Here is a 17829-nt window from a genome sequence, read left to right on the forward strand (position 1 = left end):
TTCGTACTCACCCTCTCGGGCTTTCCTCCGGGCTTTCCCTTCGGTCTTGCGTTTCCGACTCTATCAGACTCTTTCCTGTCCGATTCCCGGTCGAAGCGGGCCCTCTGCGAAGCAGAAGATTTGTTACTGCGCTTTCAAGTTCTTCGCTTTCGCGTTTCGCTTTCCGGCGGCTCCAACTTTACCAGACTCTTTTTCGTTTCCGTTTCCGGTCCGAATTTGATTCCGGTGGCCGTTGAAGTGGCCTTTGCCTTTCGGCGGATCCGACTTTATCAGAAGTTCTGAGTCGGAATTTCCGACCCGCTCGGGGCTGTCGCTGCGCACGAGTGCGCCAGCTGCTTCCCGGTCAGGCGGAGCCGTAAACGTACTGGAGCGGGGCGCCCGATGCAAATCGGGGGCCCCGCTCCGGAGTTCGCGCCTGTCGGAGGGTCAGACCTCGACGACGACGGGGAGGATCATCGGGCGCCGACGGTAGGTGTCGGAGACCCACTTGCCCATCGTGCGGCGGACGAGCTGCTGCAGCTGGTGCGGCTCCATCACGCCGTCCTGGGCGGACTTGTTGATCGCTTCCTCGATCTTCGGTACGACGGCGTTGAATGCCGCGTCGTCGATACCGGAACCCCTGGCATGGATGTCGGGGCCGCCCGTGATCTTGCCGGATGTGCTGTCGACCACGATGAAGACCGAAATGATGCCTTCGTCGCCAAGGATGCGGCGGTCCTTGAGGGAGGTCTCGGTGACGTCTCCGACCGAGAGGCCGTCGACGTAGACGTAACCCGCCTGGACCTTGCCGACGATCTTGGCCTTGCCGTCGATGAGGTCGACCACGACGCCGTCCTCGGCGATGACGATGTGGTCCTTGGGAACACCGGTAAGGGCGCCCAGTTCGGCGTTGGCCCGCAGGTGGCGCCATTCGCCGTGCACCGGCATCAGGTTCTTCGGCTTGCAGATGTTGTAGAAGTACAGCAGTTCGCCGGCCGAAGCGTGACCCGAGACATGGACCTTGGCGTTGCCCTTGTGGACCACGTTGGCGCCCCAGCGGGTCAGGCCGTTGATCACGCGGTAGACCGCGTTCTCATTGCCCGGGATCAAGGACGACGCCAGGATCACCGTGTCGCCCTGGACGATCCGGATCTGGTGGTCGCGGTTGGCCATCCGGGACAGCGCGGCCATCGGCTCGCCCTGCGAGCCCGTGCAGACCAGCACGACCTCGTCGTCCGGCAGGTCGTCGAGGGTCTTGACGTCGACGACCAGGCCCGCGGGGACCTTCAGATAACCGAGGTCGCGGGCGATGCCCATGTTCCGGACCATCGAACGGCCGACGAAGGCGACCCGGCGGCCGTACTCGTGTGCCGCGTCCAGGATCTGCTGAATGCGGTGCACGTGGCTGGCGAAGCTCGCCACGATGATGCGCTTCTGGGCGTTCGCGAAGACCGTGCGCAGGACGTTGGAGATGTCCCGCTCGGGCGGGACGAAGCCGGGCACCTCGGCATTCGTCGAGTCGGAGAGGAGGAGGTCGATGCCTTCCTCGCTCAGCCGGGCGAAGGCGTGCAGGTCGGTGAGACGGCCGTCCAGCGGGAGCTGGTCCATCTTGAAGTCACCGGTCGCGACGGCCATGCCCGCGGGGGTGCGGATGGCGACCGCGAGGGCGTCCGGGATGGAGTGGTTGACCGCGATGAACTCGCAGTCGAAGACGCCGATGCGCTCGCGCTGGCCTTCCGCCACCTCGAGGGTGTACGGACGGATCCGGTGCTCCTGAAGCTTCGCCTCGATGAGTGCGAGGGTCAGCTTGGAGCCGATGAGCGGGATGTCCGGCTTCAGGCGCAGCAGATACGGGACGCCGCCGATGTGGTCCTCGTGGCCGTGCGTGAGGACGATGCCCTCGACGTCGTCGAGGCGGTCCCGGATCGTGGAGAAGTCGGGCAGGATCAGGTCGATTCCGGGCTGCTCCTCCTCGGGGAAGAGCACTCCGCAGTCGACGATGAGCAGGCGGCCGCCATACTCGAAGACCGTCATGTTGCGGCCGATTTCGCCGAGGCCGCCGAGCGGGGTGACGCGGAGGCCGCCCTTGGGGAGCTTCGGCGGGGTGCCGAGTTCGGGATGCGGATGACTCAAAAGACTCTCCTTACCACGCACGCCACGTACCGCTGAGGCACGTGGCGTGCATGTCATTCGTGCACTTGCTGTTCTCTGACGTCGCTCTTGTGAGTGTTCTTCGCTTATTCAGTTGTGAAGTCTGTGGTTACAGCTGTACCCCACCGGCGGCGAGGTCGATCTTGAGCTGGGCCGCTTCCTGTGCGGTGAGTTCCACCAGAGGGAGGCGCAGCGGGCCTGCGGGCAGGCCTTGGAGCGCCAGTGCGGCCTTGGTGGTGATCACACCCTGGGTGCGGAACATGCCGGTGAAGACCGGCAGGAGCTTCTGGTGGATCTCTGTGGCCTTCTGGACGTCGCCGCCGAGATACGCCTCGATGAGGGCGCGCAGGTCGGGGGTGACGACGTGGCCGACGACGGAGACGAAGCCGACTGCGCCGACCGAGAGCAGCGGGAGGTTCAACATGTCGTCGCCCGAGTACCAGGCGAGGCCGGACCGGGCGATGGCCCAGCTTGCGCGGCCGAGGTCGCCCTTGGCGTCCTTGTTGGCGACGATACGCGGGTGCTCGGCGAGCCGGACCAGCGTCTCTGTATCGATCGGCACACCGCTGCGGCCGGGAATGTCGTAGAGCATCACCGGGAGACCGGTGGCGTCCGCGATCGCCGTGAAGTGGCGGAAGATGCCTTCCTGCGGCGGCTTGTTGTAGTACGGCGTGACCGCGAGGAGGCCGTGGGCGCCGGAGCGCTCGGCCGTGCGGGCGAGCTCGATGCTGTGGCGGGTGTCGTTGGTGCCGATGCCGGCGACGACATGGGCCCGGTCCCCTACAGCTTCCAAGACCGCCCGTACGAGCTGGTCTTTCTCCGCGTCACTGGTGGTCGGGGACTCGCCGGTGGTGCCGTTGATGATCAGGCCGTCATTGCCTGCGTCCACCAGGTGGGCAGCGAGCCGCTGGGCGCCGTCGAGGTCGAGTGCGCCGTCCGCCGTGAAGGGCGTGACCATGGCGGTGAGGACCCGCCCGAAGGGAGTTTGCGGAGTGGAGATCGGAGCCATGGGTAACACGCTACTCGCTGCTCAGCGCCCGGTCGTCCCTCGGGGGGACAAGTGGAGAGGAGCCCGGCACTGCCTGCTCGGGGGTTCAAGCAGTGCCGGGTCCGTTTGATCAGCCTAGATGAACTTCACGAAACGTCGCAATACGGACACCGCTTACGGGGCTACGCGTCCATTCTTGTTGAAGGCTGCATGGGTGAGCGGCATGAGCCGCGCCCAGTGCTCCTCCATCTGTTCGCCGACCATTTCGATCTCACGCTGCGGGAAGGACGGGACCTTCGCCAGCTCGTGCTGGGTGCGCAGACCGAGGAAGTGCATCAGCGAGCGCGCGTTGCACGTGGCGTACATCGACGAGAACAGGCCGACCGGGAGCACGGCCCGGGCGACCTCGCGGGCGACGCCGGCGGCGAGCATCTCCTGATACGCCTCGTACGCCTGGCGGTACGAGTCCTCCATCACGCGGCCGGTGAGCTCCTGCTGGGCCGCGGTGCCCTCGACGAACTCGTACTTGCCGGGGCGGCCCTGCTGGACGAGCTTGCGGGCCTCACTGGGAACGTAGAAGACCGGCTCCAGCTCCCTGTAGCGGCCCGATTCCTCGTTGTACGACCAGCCGACGCGGTGACGCATGAACTCGCGGAACACGAAGATCGGTGCGCTGATGAAGAACGTCATCGAGTTGTGCTCGAACGGGGATCCGTGACGGTCCCGCATCAGGAAGTTGATGAGTCCTTTCGAGCGCTCCGGGTCCTTGGTGACCTCTTCGAGGGACTGCTCTCCGGCCGTGGAGACACGGGCGGCGAACAGGACGTCGGAGTCGGCCGCGGAGTGCTTCACCAGCTCGACGGTCACATCGCTGCGGAAGCTGGGCTTTGCGGGCTCGGGGGTCTCGGTCACCGGCGGGGTCCTTCCAATTGCGTCGCTCGGGCGGCGCCCACTCTACGGGCCGCCACTGACAACGTGCCCAGAAGGTCCGTCCGAGGATTTCTTCGGCGAATTCGGCGATTCGGGGCACCGAACGGGCCCGCCGTGCGTCTGACTCAATAGCACCGCCTCTATCAGAGTTCAAGGAGAGTTTCCTCATGTTCCGCCGGCGTGAAGCCGTCCCGTTCGCTTTCGTGGCCGAGGCCGACCGATTCCGCAGCAACGTCGCCCCGCCGCCCCGGGAGCGCGCCACCGTCTCGCAGCTGGCGGCCCGCTCCCTCGTGGGGCTGACCGTGATCGCCGGTCTCGCCGGATCGCTGCTCCTCGGCCTTCCCGCCCTCGCCCCGGAGCAGGCTCCGTCGCACAGCCAGCAGACCGAGGCCGCCCACCGCTGACTCGTACGGACCCCTGGGGTGGTAGGGGCAGGGGCCTGCTCGATAGCCTCACCGGGCACAGCAATCGAGCGTGCTTGTGAGTGAGGATCAGTCGTGCCCCTGCCCTTTCTGACGGCCGACCGCGCGTTTGACGCGAGCGCTGAGGACATTGCGCTGCCGTTCGACGACCACGACAACTGGCGGCGCCCCTACCGCCCCGGGCCGTGGCGGGTCGCGGTGGCGGCCACCTTGTTGTTGCTCGCCTCGTTCGTGCTCATCGCGGGCATGGTCACCGCGTTTGCCGGGGCGATGCCCGGGGCCGCCCTGTGTGTCGGGCTCGCCCTTGTGGTGATCTTCTGTGCCCTGCGACTGCTGCGAGTGGGTGCCTGGGTGAGCCGGCACGGGGTGCGGCGGGTGGGCTTCCTGGTGACGACGACCGTGCCGTGGGACCGGGCCGCCACGGTCCGTACGGTGCAACAGCCGGTGAGGTGGCTCGGATTCCCACGCACCGTGCAGGGTCAGGCTCTGATCGTCGTACGAAAGGGTGGCGAGGCCGTGCAGCCGCTGCTCACCGACTGCAATGCGGACTTCCTCGGGCGTGGCGAGGCGTTCGACCGGGCCGCCGACACGATCGAGGCGTGGGGGGACGAGTACCGGCGCGGTTGAGGGTTGTCCCGTAATCCCTGGCGGATCGGCGCACGGCGTCAGGCGCGGTGCTTCGCAGGGCGGAGGAGCGTCCTCGTACTGGAGGTGGTCGCACCGGCCGATGCCTCACCCGTTGGGGATGACGCCGGTCGGAGCCCTCGCGGGTGCGCGCAGTGCCGGCCGCCTCTGGCGGGGTCCGCCCGGGTGCCCGTCACCATGCCCGCGTGCAGCTGACCCGAACGGAGCGTAAGGAACTCTCGCGCGGCATCGCGGCGGGTGAGCCGGCTCGGGCGATCGTGCGGCGACCGGACCACCTCACACGAGCGCTTCGACCGCCTGCTCCACGCCGGCGGCGTCTCGGCGACGCTCCCTCCGCGGGGGCCTCCGGTATCGGATCGCTCTCAGGCGCGGAGAGCGGCGTCGAGATCGCGAATGAACTCGCCCACGCGCCCGCCTCCGGGAGGTGCGGCGGGCAGACGGCCGAGCACCGCGGTGACCGCAGTTGGCGCGTGATGACGTGCCCATTCGAGGGTCCCCGCGGTGGCACGCCGGTCTTCTCCGGATGCCAATTCTTCTGCTCGTGCCGCATGCGCTGCCGCACCGAGAATGTGTTTCACCTGATGAGCGCTTGCCTTGGGATGAAGGTACGCGGCGGCGGCCGCGTGGCTCGCCGCTCGTGCCGCGTCGGCCGCAGCGGGTGAAACGGCTTCTCGTGCCGCTCGGTACGCCGCCCACGCGCTCTCCCGCAGAGCACCCGTGCGCCCGGCGCCCCCAGCGAAAGCGTGTGCTGCATCGATGGCGTCGCGAGGACGCGTGTCAGCAGGAAGATTCTGTTCGAAGATCGACAGCGTCCTGCGCGCACAATCAGCCGCGTAGCCCGCGATCTCACGGAGTTCGTGTTCGCTCAGCTCAATCCTGTCCGATTCAGTTGGCACGGCTCAATCCTGCCGCAGGTCGCCGGGCGGTGTGAGGCACTCACTGCATGCCGGGCAGGCAACACCCCCGCGGTGACCGAACTCGACCGGTTCGCCCGATCTGTCCAGGCGCCCGCGACATCGTCGGCGAGCTCACCGACAAACGTGAAGCTCCGGATCGGCTCCGGCGTGCATGGCCCCGTTGGCCGGCTGCTGTTTCAACGTCCTCGCGCTGGTGCGTACCCGCGTGTGAGCCGCCGTGTGCGAGACACGCGTCTCGGCTGCGGCATGGACGTGGCGTACGGCGGCCGGTTCTGTTCTCGGCCGCCGTACGCTCGAACGATGTCCTCAGTCGCCGGACGGAACCGAGGTGGCGGCCGAGCCCGGTGCGCCCGTCGGCGTCGGGTTCATGTGCAGGGCGATGGCACGCTGCATGGCCTTGCGGGCGCGCGGGGTGTCCCGGGCGTCCTGGTAGGCGACGGCGAGGCGGAACCAGCAGCGCCAGTCGTCCGGGGAGTCCTCGGTCTCCTCGCGGCGCCGTGCGAACACCGCGTCGGCCGAGTCGCGGTCGATACGGCCTCCCGCGGTACGGACCAGTTCGTCGACCGGCAGGCCGCCCTCGGCGTCCAACTCCGCAGCGAGGGCGTTGGCCCTGCGGACGAACTGGGTGTTCTTCCAGAGAAACCAGATACCGATCACCGGCAGGATCAGCACCGCGACCCCGAAGGCAACCGTGAGCAGCGTGCCGTTCTCGATGAGGAGCACGCCACGGCTGCCGACCAGGACGAAGTAGAAGACCAGGACGGCAGCGGTGACGAAATAAGTGATCTTTGCGCGCATGGCGGTGGGCTCAGTCAGTTGAGGTCGAGGAAGTGTTCCAGGCCGAAGGTGAGGCCCGGGGTGGTCGCCACGCGGCGTGCGCCGAGCAGGATGCCCGGCATGAAGCTGCTGTGGTGCAGGGAGTCGTGGCGGATGGTGAGGGTCTCTCCCTCGCTGCCGAGCAGCACTTCCTGGTGGGCCAGGAGGCCGCGGAGTCGGATCGCGTGGACCGGGACCCCGTCCACGTCCGCGCCGCGGGCGCCGTCGAGCGCCGTGGCCGTGGCGTCCGGCTGCGGGGCGCAGCCGGCCTTCCGCCGGGCCTCGGCGATCAGCTGGGCGGTGCGGGTGGCGGTGCCGGACGGGGCGTCGACCTTGTTGGGGTGGTGCAGTTCGATGACCTCGACGGACTCGAAGTAGCGGGCTGCCTGCTCGGCGAACTTCATGGTGAGGACTGCGCCGATGGAGAAGTTCGGCGCGATGAGCACACCGGTCTCCGGGGAGCCGGAGAGCCAGGTGTTCAGCTGCGCGAGCCGTTCGTCGGTCCAGCCGGTTGTGCCGACGACCGCGTGGATGCCGTGCCGGATGCAGAAGTCGAGGTTCCCCATCACCGACCCGGGCGTGGTGAGTTCGACCACGACCTGGGCGTCGTTCTCGGCGAGGGTCTCCAGCCTGTCGCCTCGGCCGAGAGCGGCCACCAGTTCCATGTCGTCGGCGGCCTCGACGGCTCGTACGGCTTCCGATCCGATGCGGCCGTTGGCGCCGAGAACGGCCACGCGCAGCTTGCTCATTGCTCTGCTTCCTTACGGGTGGAGTTAGGAGACCGCTTCGTCGAGGCGGCCGGCCTGCTTGTCCTTGAGCGGACCGATGACGGAGAGCGACGGTCGCTGTCCGAGGACTTCGCCGGCCACCGCCCGGACGTCATCGGGGGTGACCTGCGCCATCCGGGACAGCAGGTCGTCGACCGACATCTGCTCGCCCCAGCACAGCTCGCTCTTGCCGATACGGTTCATCAGCGCACCGGTGTCCTCCAGGCCGAGGACGGTGGAGCCGGAGAGCTGGCCGATGGCGCGGCCGATCTCCTCGTCGCTCAGTCCGTCGGACGCCACCCGGTCGAGTTCGTCACGGCAGATCTTCAGGACATCGTGGACCTGGCTGGGCCGGCAGCCCGCGTACACGCCGAAGAGTCCGCAGTCGGCGAAGCCCGAGGTGTACGAATACACGCTGTAGGCGAGGCCACGCTTCTCCCGTACCTCCTGGAAGAGGCGGGAGCTCATGCCGCCGCCGAGGGCGGTGTTGAGTACCCCGAGTGCCCAGCGGCGCTCGTCGGTGCGGGCCAGACCGGGCATGCCGAGGACGACGTGGGCCTGCTCGGTCTTACGGTTCAGTACCTCGACCCGGCCTGCGGTGCGCAGGGTGCGGGATCCCTGGCGCGGTGCGACCGGAACGGCGTCGGTGCGGGTCAGCGCGCCGGCCCGCTCGAAGGCCCGGCGGACCTGGCGGACGACGGTGGCGTGGTCGACATTGCCCGCCGCGGCGACGACCAGGTGGGTCGGGTCGTAGTGCTTCTTGTAGAAGCGGGCGATCTGGCCGCGGCTGAGCGCGTTGATCGTGTCGACGGTGCCGAGGACCGGGCGGCCGAGGGGGGTGTCGCCGAGCATCGTGTGCGCGAACAGGTCGTGCACGCAGTCGCCCGGGTCGTCCTCGGTCATCGCGATCTCTTCGAGGATGACGCCGCGCTCGGCGTCGACATCCTCGGGGGCGATCAGCGAGCCGGTCAGCATGTCGCAGACGACATCGATGGCCAGCGGCAGGTCGGTGTCGAGGACCCGCGCGTAATAGCAGGTGTACTCCTTCGCCGTGAAGGCGTTCATCTCGCCGCCGACCGCATCGATCGCGGACGATATGTCGAGGGCACTGCGCCGGTCCGTGCCCTTGAAGAGAAGGTGCTCGAGGTAGTGCGTCGCGCCGTTCAGCGTGGGTGTCTCGTCGCGTGATCCGACGTTGGCCCAGATCCCGAAGGTGGCGGAGCGTACGGAGGGCAGGGTCTCGGTGACGATCCGCAGACCGCCGGGGAGGATCGTACGGCGGACGGTGCCGACGCCGTTGCTGCCCTTGAGAAGCGTTTGGGTACGGGCGACGGCCCGCGCCTCGAAGGAGGCGCGGGCCGTCGTCACGGAACTACGGGACGTCACTTGGCGGCGTCGTCCTTCTTCTCGTCCTCTTCGCCCTCGATCACGGGGATGAGGGAGAGCTTGCCGCGGGAGTCGATCTCGGCGATCTCGACCTGGACCTTGGCTCCGACCGCGACCACGTCCTCGACGTTCTCCACACGCTTGCCACCGGCGAGCTTGCGGATCTGCGAGATGTGCAGCAGGCCGTCCTTGCCCGGCATGAGGGAGACGAACGCACCGAAGGTGGTGGTCTTGACGACCGTGCCCAGGTAGCGCTCGCCGACCTCCGGCATGGTCGGGTTGGCGATCGCGTTGATCGTGGCGCGGGCGGCCTCGGCCTGCGAGCCCTGCTGGGCACCGATGTAGATGGTGCCGTCGTCCTCGATCGTGATGTCGGCGCCGGTGTCCTCCTGGATCTGGTTGATCATCTTGCCCTTGGGGCCGATGACCTCACCGATCTTGTCCACCGGGATCTTGACCGTGATGATCCGCGGGGCGTTCGGGGACATCTCGTCCGGGACGTCGATGGCCTCGTTCATCACATCGAGGATGTGGAGGCGGGCGTCGCGGGCCTGCTTCAGCGCGGCGGCCAGGACCGACGCGGGGATGCCGTCGAGCTTGGTGTCGAGCTGCAGCGCGGTGACGAACTGCTTCGTGCCGGCGACCTTGAAGTCCATGTCACCGAACGCGTCCTCGGCACCAAGGATGTCGGTCAGGGCGACGTAGTGGGTCTTGCCGTCGATCTCCTGAGAGATCAGGCCCATGGCGATACCGGCGACGGCGGCCTTGAGCGGCACACCGGCGTTCAGCAGCGACATGGTGGAGGCGCAGACCGAGCCCATGGACGTCGAACCGTTGGAGCCCAGCGCCTCGGAGACCTGGCGGATCGCGTAGGGGAACTCCTCGCGCGACGGCAGCACCGGCACGATGGCGCGCTCGGCGAGTGCACCGTGGCCGATCTCGCGACGCTTGGGCGAGCCCACGCGGCCGGTCTCACCGACGGAGTACGGCGGGAAGTTGTAGTTGTGCATGTAGCGCTTGCGGGTCACCGGGGAGAGGGTGTCCAGCTGCTGCTCCATGCGGAGCATGTTGAGGGTGGTGACGCCCAGGATCTGGGTCTCGCCACGCTCGAACAGCGCCGATCCGTGCACGCGCGGGATGGCCTCGACCTCGGCGGCGAGCGTACGGATGTCCGTGACGCCACGGCCGTCGATGCGGACCTTGTCCTTGATGACGCGCTCGCGGACCAGCTTCTTGGTCAGTGCGCGGTAGGCACCGGAGATCTCCTTCTCGCGGCCCTCGAACTGCGGGAGCAGCTTCTCGCCGGCGATCTCCTTGATGCGGTCCAGCTCCGCCTCGCGCTCCTGCTTGCCGGCGATGGTGAGCGCCTTGGCGAGCTCGGTGCTGACGGCGGCGGTGAGCGCCTCCAGGACGTCGTCCTGGTAGTCGAGGAAGACCGGGAAGTCGCCGGTGGGCTTGGCGGCCTTGGCGGCGAGGTCCGACTGGGCCTTGCAGAGGACCTTGATGAACGGCTTCGCGGCCTCGAGGCCGGCGGCGACGATCTCTTCGGTCGGGGCCTCGGCGCCGTCCTTGACGAGCTGGATGGTCTTCTCGGTGGCTTCGGCCTCGACCATCATGATCGCGACATCGCCGTCCTCGAGGACGCGACCGGCGACGACCATGTCGAAGACGGCGTCCTCGAGCTCGGTGTGCGTCGGGAACGCGACCCACTGGCCCTTGATCAGGGCAACACGGGTGCCACCGATCGGGCCGGAGAAGGGCAGGCCCGCCAGCTGCGTGGAGCAGGAGGCGGCGTTGATCGCGACCACGTCGTACAGGTGGTCGGGGTTGAGCGCCATGATCGTCTCGACGATCTGGATCTCGTTGCGCAGGCCCTTCTTGAAGGAGGGGCGCAGCGGCCGGTCGATCAGGCGGCAGGTGAGGATGGCGTCCTCGGAGGGGCGGCCCTCGCGGCGGAAGAAGGAGCCGGGGATCTTGCCGGCGGCGTACTGCCGCTCCTCGACGTCGACCGTGAGGGGGAAGAAGTCCAGCTGGTCCTTGGGCTTCTTGGACGCGGTGGTGGCCGACAGCACCATGGTGTCGTCGTCCAGGTACGCAACGGCGGAGCCGGCGGCCTGCTTGGCCAGGCGGCCCGTCTCGAAGCGGATGGTGCGGGTGCCGAAGGTTCCGTTGTCGATAACGGCCTCGGCGTAGTGGGTCTCGTTCTCCACTAGCGTTTTCTCCGATACATATCGTCTTCTCGCCCCCACGCCCGTGTGGCGGGGAACGGTAGCGGAGAAGCCCTCCATCGGCGGGCCGGTCTTCGATCGAAGCACCCGGGTTGCTGTGTCCGGGGGCCACTACCGAGGACCGGCGGCGGGGAGGCTGCCTCTCGCTCGTCTGTAGGACGTTCTGGGACCAGGTTACTGAGAATCGGCTCAGCTTGGCATTCCGGTCGTCCGGGCGAGCCGGACACGTCCCGTGCATACAGCAAAGGGAGCGGCTCCCTCAGTCGTGGGAACCGCTCCCTTCACGGCGTCTTACTTGGCGCCGCCGGCCGCACCGCGGCGGATGCCGAGGCGGTCGACCAGGGCACGGAAGCGCTGGATGTCCTTCTTGGCCAGGTACTGCAGGAGGCGGCGGCGCTGGCCGACCAGGATCAGCAGACCACGACGGGAGTGGTGGTCGTGCTTGTGGGTCTTGAGGTGCTCCGTCAGGTCCGAGATCCGGCGGGAGAGCATGGCCACCTGGACCTCGGGGGAACCGGTGTCACCCTCCTTGGTGGCGAACTCGGCCATGATCTGCTTCTTCGTAGCGGCGTCGAGCGACACGCGGTACTCCTCTTTGATGTTCGATGCGCCCGCGAGTGCCCCTGGTCTTGATCTCAGGGGGTCTTCCGTTACTCGGGGGCGAAGGTCCGATGAGCGCAGCCCTCAGGATGATCCGGGGGCGCGTACACAAACGGCCGTCACACAGCGTACCAGGCCGGCGGAGCCGGGCTGCCTGGGGGCGGTGACCCGGAGGCTCCCCGGCGCCACGGTGTCCTCGATCGCCGGACGGGCCTGTTTCTGCCCGGCCGAGCCGGGTTCGGCCGGGCCGGCCCGCAGGGTCAGCTGGTGAGGGCGCGGATCGAGTGGTAAAGGTCGAAAACGGCGAGGCACAGGGGCATCAGCGTAAGGAGCACGCACGCTTCGGCGATCTCGAGGAAGCGCCCCCAGAACGGGGTGACTCCCTTGCGCGGCACGATCAGCCCTATGGCAGTGATCACGGCGGCGGCGCCCGCGACGGCTGCGGTGAGCCAGATCGTACGGATGTCGAGCGCGGTGCTGTCCCCCGCGACAGCCCCGCGCAGCATGTCGGTCGGCGGATTGAGGGACAGGCCGAGGCCCAGGAGTACGAGCGCGCCGAGACCCGCCGCCAAGGCGCAGCCGACCTGGGACGTGTAGCGGAACAGGTGGGAGCGCATCAGCATGGCGACTCCGGTGGCGAGCGCCAACAACTGGCCCCAGACGTTGTCCGAGAACCCCAGGACGGCTGCGGCGCCCACGGCCACCAGCGCGCATCCGCCGACCAGGCCGACGAGCAGTTCGTGGCCGCGCCGCGCCTGGGCGGCAATGCGGTCGGCGTCGACCGGGCCCTGCGGCGCCGGTTCGGACGTCCCGTAGTCACCGACGGTGGTACGGGGCGGCTCGAAGCCGATGGGGAGGCGGGCGAAGCGGGTGGAGAGACCGGGCAGGAAGGCGAGGACACCCACGGAGAGCGGGGCACAGACCGCCGCGGTCTCGACAGGCTCCATGCCGGTCATGATCGCGATGAAGGTCACCAGCAGGCCGATGGCGGCGGCGAACACGAACGCGACGAAGAGACCGTCCCCGCCGGGGGCGGCGATCATGAGGATCACAGCCACCACCAGCACGGCGGCGCAGGCGAGCAGGAACTGCAGCCTGCCGATGCCCTGGCCCTCGCCGAGCGGCAGCAGCCCCGCACCGGAGACCGCGGCGTTCGTGAGCGCGCCGATCCCCAGAGCCGTGGACGATCCCCGGTCGTCGTACACACGCCCGCGTACACAGGCGAGCGCGAGAGCGAGTACGGCGATGACGGCGGCAAGGACGCCCGGCAGGCCGTGCATGTCGCGCCGGGGGCCGGAGGTCCACAGCACGAAACTGAGCAGGACCAGCAGAAGCGACCCGCCGAAGAGCCCGGCTCCGCGCATGAGGCTGTCGCCCCAGAGGGTGCGGTCCCGGGCGACAGCGGTGGCGACGGCGTCGGAAACATCGTCGAAGACCGCGGGGGGCAGCGACTCGGAGAAGGGACGCAGGGACAGCAGTTCGCCGTCGAGGATGCGTTGGCCGGCCAGGGTGCGTCCGCTGTCGAGGACGGTGCCGTCGCGGCGTACCAGGTGATAGCCGACCGGAGCGCCCTGGGCGGGGCTCTGTCCCGACAGCCGGAGAATCTCCGGGTACAGGTCTGCGACGGGGATGTCCTCGGGCAGCGCCACGTCGACACGGCTGTCGGGCGCGACGACCGTGACCCGGCAGAACCCGGTTCCGTTGCCGGCCGGAACTCCGGGACCCGGCCGACCGGATCCGGTGGCTGCCGCTCGGGCCGTCATAGTCACCTGCTGTTCCCCCTCATCGTTCTCCTGAAACGAACCTCAGGATCGCGGGCCTCGCTCGCGCTCCGAATGCCCTTTTGCTTACGGTAGTTAGCGGATGCTTACACGCGTCGCGACACCCTACCGCTCCCTGGTCATCCCGTACGCCAGTAGGATCCTCCCGCGGATGGAGCCCGTCGCCACGGGGGCGCCGATACGAACAGCTCTGTCCGGCAAGGGAATTGGTGAGCCGTGAGTCAGATCGTCGTCAAGCGCCCACCGCGGGCCCTGCCCTCCGAAGTGCCGGACGAACAGGTGCAGTTGCAACCCCCGCCCGAGCTGCCTCGCGGTCAGCAGGAGGGGATGATGATGCAGCTGCTGCCGATGCTCGGCATGGGTGGTTCCGTCGTCTTCTTCTTCATGACCCCGAACCCGATCATGCGAATCATGGGCATGATCATGATCGCGTCAACGATCGCCATGGCCGTCGCGATGATCGTCCGCCTCCGGCAGGGCACCCAGGGGCAGCTCGCGGACATGCGGCGTGACTATCTGAAGTATCTGACGCAGACACGACGCGCCGTTCTGAAGACAGCCCGCAAACAGCGCGACGCACAGTTCTATCTCCACCCGTCCCCCGAACAGTTGTGGGCGCTTGTCGCCGAGGGCAGCCGGGTGTGGGAGCGCCGCGTCGGTGACGCCGACTTCGCGCAGGTACGCATCGGCCTGGGCAGTCAGGAACTCGCCACGCCGCTCATCGCGCCCGAGACCGCGCCGGTCGATGAGCTGGAGCCGCTGACCGCCGGGGCGATGCAGCAGTTCTTGACGACCCACAGCACGCTGGACGGCCTGCCCATGGCGGTCTCGCTGCGCGCCTTCTACCACCTGACCATCAGCGGCGAAGCGGAGTCCGTTCGTTCCACGGCCCGTGCGATGATCGGTGCGCTCGCCTCGCTGCACTCCCCCGAGGATCTGATCATCGCCGTCGCGACGGGCCAGGACGCTGTCCCGCGCTGGGAATGGGCGAAGTGGCTTCCGCACGTCCAGGCCCCGGACTTCGTCGACGGTGCCGGCAGCCGCCGCCTGATCACCACCAGCGTCGCGGAGCTGGAGGAGATGCTCGCGGGCCGGCTCGACGGCCGGCCGCGCTTCCAGCCCGATGGTCAGCCGCTCATGGACCAGCCCCATGTCGTCGTCGTACTCGACGGCCAGTCCGTATCGCCGGTGTCGGCTCTCGCTGCGGCCGAGGGCCTCCAGGGCGTGACGGTCGTCGAGGTCGTACCGGGTGAGGTCAACGGGGCACGCGGCGGCCTGTCCGTCGTGGTGCACCCCCATTCGCTGCAGCTGGAGTCCGAGCACGGGCTGGTCTACGACGGCCTTCCCGACCTGCTCAGTTATGAGGCCGCCGAAGCACTGGCCCGGCAACTGGCGCCGCTCCAGGCGGCCTCGGGTGGGGACGACGACGAACCACTGCTCGCCAATCTCGAATTCACCGATCTCCTGAACCTCGGCGACGCGGCCTCGATCGACGTCAGCAGGACCTGGCGGGCCCGCTCCCAGGCGGAGCGGCTGCGCGTCCCGATCGGTGTCGGCGAGGACGGCACCCCCGTGATGCTGGACCTCAAGGAGGCGGCGCAGGAGGGCATGGGACCGCACGGCCTGTGCGTCGGCGCCACCGGTTCCGGCAAGTCCGAGCTGCTCCGTACGCTCGTCCTGGGCCTTGCCGTCACCCACACCTCGGAGACGCTCAACTTCGTCCTCGCGGACTTCAAGGGCGGTGCCACCTTCGCCGGCATGGCACAGATGCCCCACGTCGCAGCGGTGATCACCAACCTCGCGGACGATCTGACGCTGGTGGACCGCATGGGTGACTCCATCAGCGGTGAGCTCAACCGCCGCCAGGAGATGCTGCGTGACGCGGGCAACTACGCCAACATCCATGACTACGAGAAGGCGCGCGCCGCGGGAGCCCCGCTGCAGCCCATCCCCTCCCTGGTCCTGGTCATCGACGAGTTCAGCGAACTGCTGACGGCCAAGCCCGACTTCATCGAGATGTTCGTGCAGATCGGACGCATCGGCCGTTCGCTGGGCGTCCATCTGCTGCTGGCCTCGCAGCGCCTCGAGGAGGGGCGGCTGCGCGGTCTGGAAACCTATCTGTCCTACCGGATCGGCCTGCGCACGTTCTCGGCGGGCGAGTCCCGGGCGGCGCTGGGTGTGCCCGACGCGTACCACCTGCCCAACGTCCCCGGTTCCGGCTACCTGAAGTACGGCACGGACGAGATGGTGCGCTTCAAGGCCGCGTACGTCTCCGGGGCGTACCGCTCGGGCGCTCAGTCGGCCGTATCCTCCGGCCCCCTGCCGGTGGACCGCAGGCCGGTGGTGTTCACGGCGGCTCCGGTGCCGGTGCAATACGTACAGCCGAGCCCTCGGACCGGGGCCTCCGTACCCGACGCGCGTACGGCGGAGGACGACGCCCTGGCGGACACGGTGCTCGATGTGATCGTGCGCCGGCTGGAGGGCCGGGGGGCCTCCGCGCACCAGGTGTGGCTCCCTCCGCTGGACAACCCGCCGTCGCTGGACGAGCTCCTGCCGGGGCTCTCCGCGGTCGAGGGCCGTGGGCTGACCCAGCCCGGATTCGAGGGTTCGGGCCGTCTCGTCGTCCCCCTGGGCGTGGTCGACAAGCCGTACGAGCAGCGGCGCGACACGCTCTACCGGGACTTCTCCGGGGCTGCAGGCCACATGCAGATCACCGGTGGTCCGCAGTCCGGCAAGTCCACGCTGCTGCGCACACTCATCGCGGGCTTCGCACTCACCCACACGCCCCAGGAGGTCCAGTTCTACGGGCTCGACTTCGGTGGCGGCGGCATGGCCTCGGTCTCCGGTCTTCCGCACGTCGGCGGGATCGCGTCCCGGCTCGACCCGGAGCGGGTGCGGCGTACGGTCTCCGAGGTGTACGGGATCATGGCGCGGCGCGAGGAGTACTTCCGCAGCGCGGGCATCGACTCCATCGCCACCTTCCGCAGGCTGCGGGCGCGTGGCGACATCTCGGTCACGGACCAGCCGTGGGGCGACGTCTTCCTGATCATCGACGGCTGGGGCAACTTCCGTACGGACTACGAGGGCCTGGAAGCGGCAGCCGTGGACATCGCGGCGCGCGGCCTCGGATACGGCATCCACCTGATCGTCACGGCGTCGCGTTCCATGGAGGTCCGGGCCAACCTCAAGGACCACCTGATGAACCGGCTCGAACTGCGGCTCGGCGACGTCATGGACTCCGAACTGGACCGCAAGGCCGCGGTCAACGTGCCGGCCGGCGTGCCCGGTCGTGGTCTCACGCCGGAGAAGCTGCACTTCATGGCCGCGGTACCGCGGATCGACGGCATCAACTCCGACAGCGACCTCTCCGAAGCAACGGCGGCCATGAACCAGGAGGTCGCCCGGCACTGGACCGCGGCTCCCGCCCCGGCGGTCCGGCTCCTGCCCCGCGAACTTCCGGCGCACGAGCTCCCCGCGGGCTACGCGCATCCGGAGCGGGGCATCGCGTTCGGTATCGACGAGAACAACCTGGAGCCGGTCTTCCTCGACTTCGAGCGCGACCCGTTCTTCCTGGTGTTCGGCGAGAGCGAGTCCGGGAAGTCCAATCTGCTGCGGCTGCTCATCAAGCAGCTGACCGAGAGGTACGACGGGAGCACCTGCAAGTTCTTCGTCATCGACAACCGGCGAGCGCTCCTGGACGTCACCCCTGCGACGCACCTGGCGGAGTACGTGCCCATGTCCAACAACATGGAGCACCACATGGACGCGCTGTACGACCTGATGAAGCGCCGTACGCCGTCGCCCGACGTCACGGCGCAGGAGCTGCGCGAACGCAGCTGGTGGAGCGGCCCGACGGTGTACGTGGTCGTCGACGACTACGACCTGGTCTCCACGTCCAGCGGAAACCCGCTGGCCAAGCTCACGGAGATGCTGCCGTTCTCACGTGACGTCGGCGTCCGGTTCATCATCGCCCGTAGCACGGCAGGCGCCGGACGGGCCCTGTACGAGCCGTTCATGCAGCGCATCATGGAGCTGGGCGCGCAGGGCCTGATGCTCTCGGGCGACCCCATCGAGGGGGACGTCCTCGGCAACGTACGGCCGCGCCCGATGCCCCCGGGGCGCGGGGTCTTCATCACGCGGCGGCGGGGGAATCCGCTGGTGCAGTCCGGGCTCATGGCCGGAGAGCGGTAGCGCCGCATGCGCGGCGGGCGGGGCAGCG

General features: G+C 68.4%; 14 protein-coding genes. 4 read left to right on the top strand and 10 right to left on the bottom strand.

Features of this window, described 5'->3' with window-relative positions; all coding sequences use genetic code 11:
- A partial coding sequence (locus AB0915_RS16880) for a hypothetical protein (RefSeq protein WP_366691821.1) occupies positions 1-282 on the top strand: 282 nt, incomplete at its 5' end.
- Between the two features lie 144 nt (positions 283-426).
- Here AB0915_RS16880 and AB0915_RS16885 read toward each other — a convergent pair.
- From AB0915_RS16885 to thyX, 3 genes are all read right to left on the bottom strand, one after another.
- Complete coding sequence (locus tag AB0915_RS16885; protein ID WP_366691822.1) at positions 427-2112, bottom strand: ribonuclease J; 1686 nt, start codon at positions 2110-2112, stop codon at positions 427-429.
- A gap of 127 nt (positions 2113-2239) precedes the next feature.
- The gene (gene dapA / locus AB0915_RS16890) at positions 2240-3139 is read right to left on the bottom strand and encodes a 4-hydroxy-tetrahydrodipicolinate synthase (RefSeq protein ID WP_345514408.1); all 900 of its coding nucleotides are present in this window, start codon (positions 3137-3139) and stop codon (positions 2240-2242) included.
- A gap of 153 nt (positions 3140-3292) precedes the next feature.
- Complete coding sequence (gene thyX, locus AB0915_RS16895; protein ID WP_366137094.1) at positions 3293-4030, bottom strand: FAD-dependent thymidylate synthase; 738 nt, start codon at positions 4028-4030, stop codon at positions 3293-3295.
- Positions 4031-4215: 185 nt separating this feature from the next.
- Here thyX and AB0915_RS16900 point away from each other — a divergent pair, with 185 nt between their 5' ends.
- Entirely contained in the window at positions 4216-4452 is a 237-nt protein-coding gene (locus AB0915_RS16900; protein WP_366137095.1) for a hypothetical protein, read from the top strand.
- A gap of 93 nt (positions 4453-4545) precedes the next feature.
- On the top strand, positions 4546-5097 hold the full coding sequence (locus AB0915_RS16905) for a hypothetical protein (protein WP_366691823.1): 552 nt from the start codon (positions 4546-4548) through the stop codon (positions 5095-5097).
- Positions 5098-5477: 380 nt separating this feature from the next.
- Here AB0915_RS16905 and AB0915_RS16910 read toward each other — a convergent pair whose 3' ends face one another.
- From AB0915_RS16910 to eccD, 7 genes are all read right to left on the bottom strand, one after another.
- Positions 5478-6011, bottom strand: coding sequence for a putative immunity protein (locus tag AB0915_RS16910; protein ID WP_366691824.1), 534 nt, complete (start codon positions 6009-6011; stop codon positions 5478-5480).
- A 327-nt stretch (positions 6012-6338) separates the two neighbouring features.
- The gene (locus AB0915_RS16915; RefSeq protein WP_366691825.1) at positions 6339-6830 is read right to left on the bottom strand and encodes a tetratricopeptide repeat protein; all 492 of its coding nucleotides are present in this window, start codon (positions 6828-6830) and stop codon (positions 6339-6341) included.
- Between the two features lie 14 nt (positions 6831-6844).
- Entirely contained in the window at positions 6845-7597 is a 753-nt protein-coding gene (gene dapB, locus AB0915_RS16920; RefSeq protein ID WP_366691826.1) for a 4-hydroxy-tetrahydrodipicolinate reductase, read from the bottom strand.
- Positions 7598-7621: 24 nt separating this feature from the next.
- Complete coding sequence (locus AB0915_RS16925; protein ID WP_366691827.1) at positions 7622-9001, bottom strand: pitrilysin family protein; 1380 nt, start codon at positions 8999-9001, stop codon at positions 7622-7624.
- The gene (locus AB0915_RS16930) at positions 8998-11211 is read right to left on the bottom strand and encodes a polyribonucleotide nucleotidyltransferase (protein ID WP_266980869.1); all 2214 of its coding nucleotides are present in this window, start codon (positions 11209-11211) and stop codon (positions 8998-9000) included. The genes AB0915_RS16925 and AB0915_RS16930 overlap by 4 nt, the downstream gene beginning before the upstream one ends.
- Positions 11212-11520: 309 nt before the next feature.
- Positions 11521-11811: a 30S ribosomal protein S15 gene (gene rpsO / locus AB0915_RS16935; RefSeq protein ID WP_189546018.1), complete on the bottom strand. Its 291-nt coding sequence runs from the start codon at positions 11809-11811 to the stop codon at positions 11521-11523.
- Positions 11812-12089: 278 nt separating this feature from the next.
- Complete coding sequence (gene eccD, locus AB0915_RS16940; protein ID WP_366691856.1) at positions 12090-13592, bottom strand: type VII secretion integral membrane protein EccD; 1503 nt, start codon at positions 13590-13592, stop codon at positions 12090-12092.
- A 234-nt stretch (positions 13593-13826) separates the two neighbouring features.
- Here eccD and eccCa point away from each other — a divergent pair, with 234 nt between their 5' ends.
- Entirely contained in the window at positions 13827-17801 is a 3975-nt protein-coding gene (gene eccCa / locus AB0915_RS16945; RefSeq protein ID WP_366691828.1) for a type VII secretion protein EccCa, read from the top strand.
- The last annotated feature ends 28 nt before the right edge of the window (positions 17802-17829 follow it).

The organism is Streptomyces sp. NPDC048411, assembly GCF_040704695.1.
Taxonomy (GTDB): Bacteria; Actinomycetota; Actinomycetes; order Streptomycetales; family Streptomycetaceae; genus Streptomyces.

Bases quoted from the DNA above. Each gene is read 5' to 3' on its own strand.
- dapA (WP_345514408.1), bottom strand. From the start codon at position 3,139: ATGGCTCCGATCTCCACTCCGCAAACTCCCTTCGGGCGGGTCCTCACC.
- AB0915_RS16900 (WP_366137095.1), top strand. From the start codon at position 4,216: ATGTTCCGCCGGCGTGAAGCCGTCCCGTTCGCTTTCGTGGCCGAGGCC.
- AB0915_RS16915 (WP_366691825.1), bottom strand. From the start codon at position 6,830: ATGCGCGCAAAGATCACTTATTTCGTCACCGCTGCCGTCCTGGTCTTC.
- dapB (WP_366691826.1), bottom strand. From the start codon at position 7,597: ATGAGCAAGCTGCGCGTGGCCGTTCTCGGCGCCAACGGCCGCATCGGA.
- eccD (WP_366691856.1), bottom strand. From the start codon at position 13,592: ATGACGGCCCGAGCGGCAGCCACCGGATCCGGTCGGCCGGGTCCCGGA.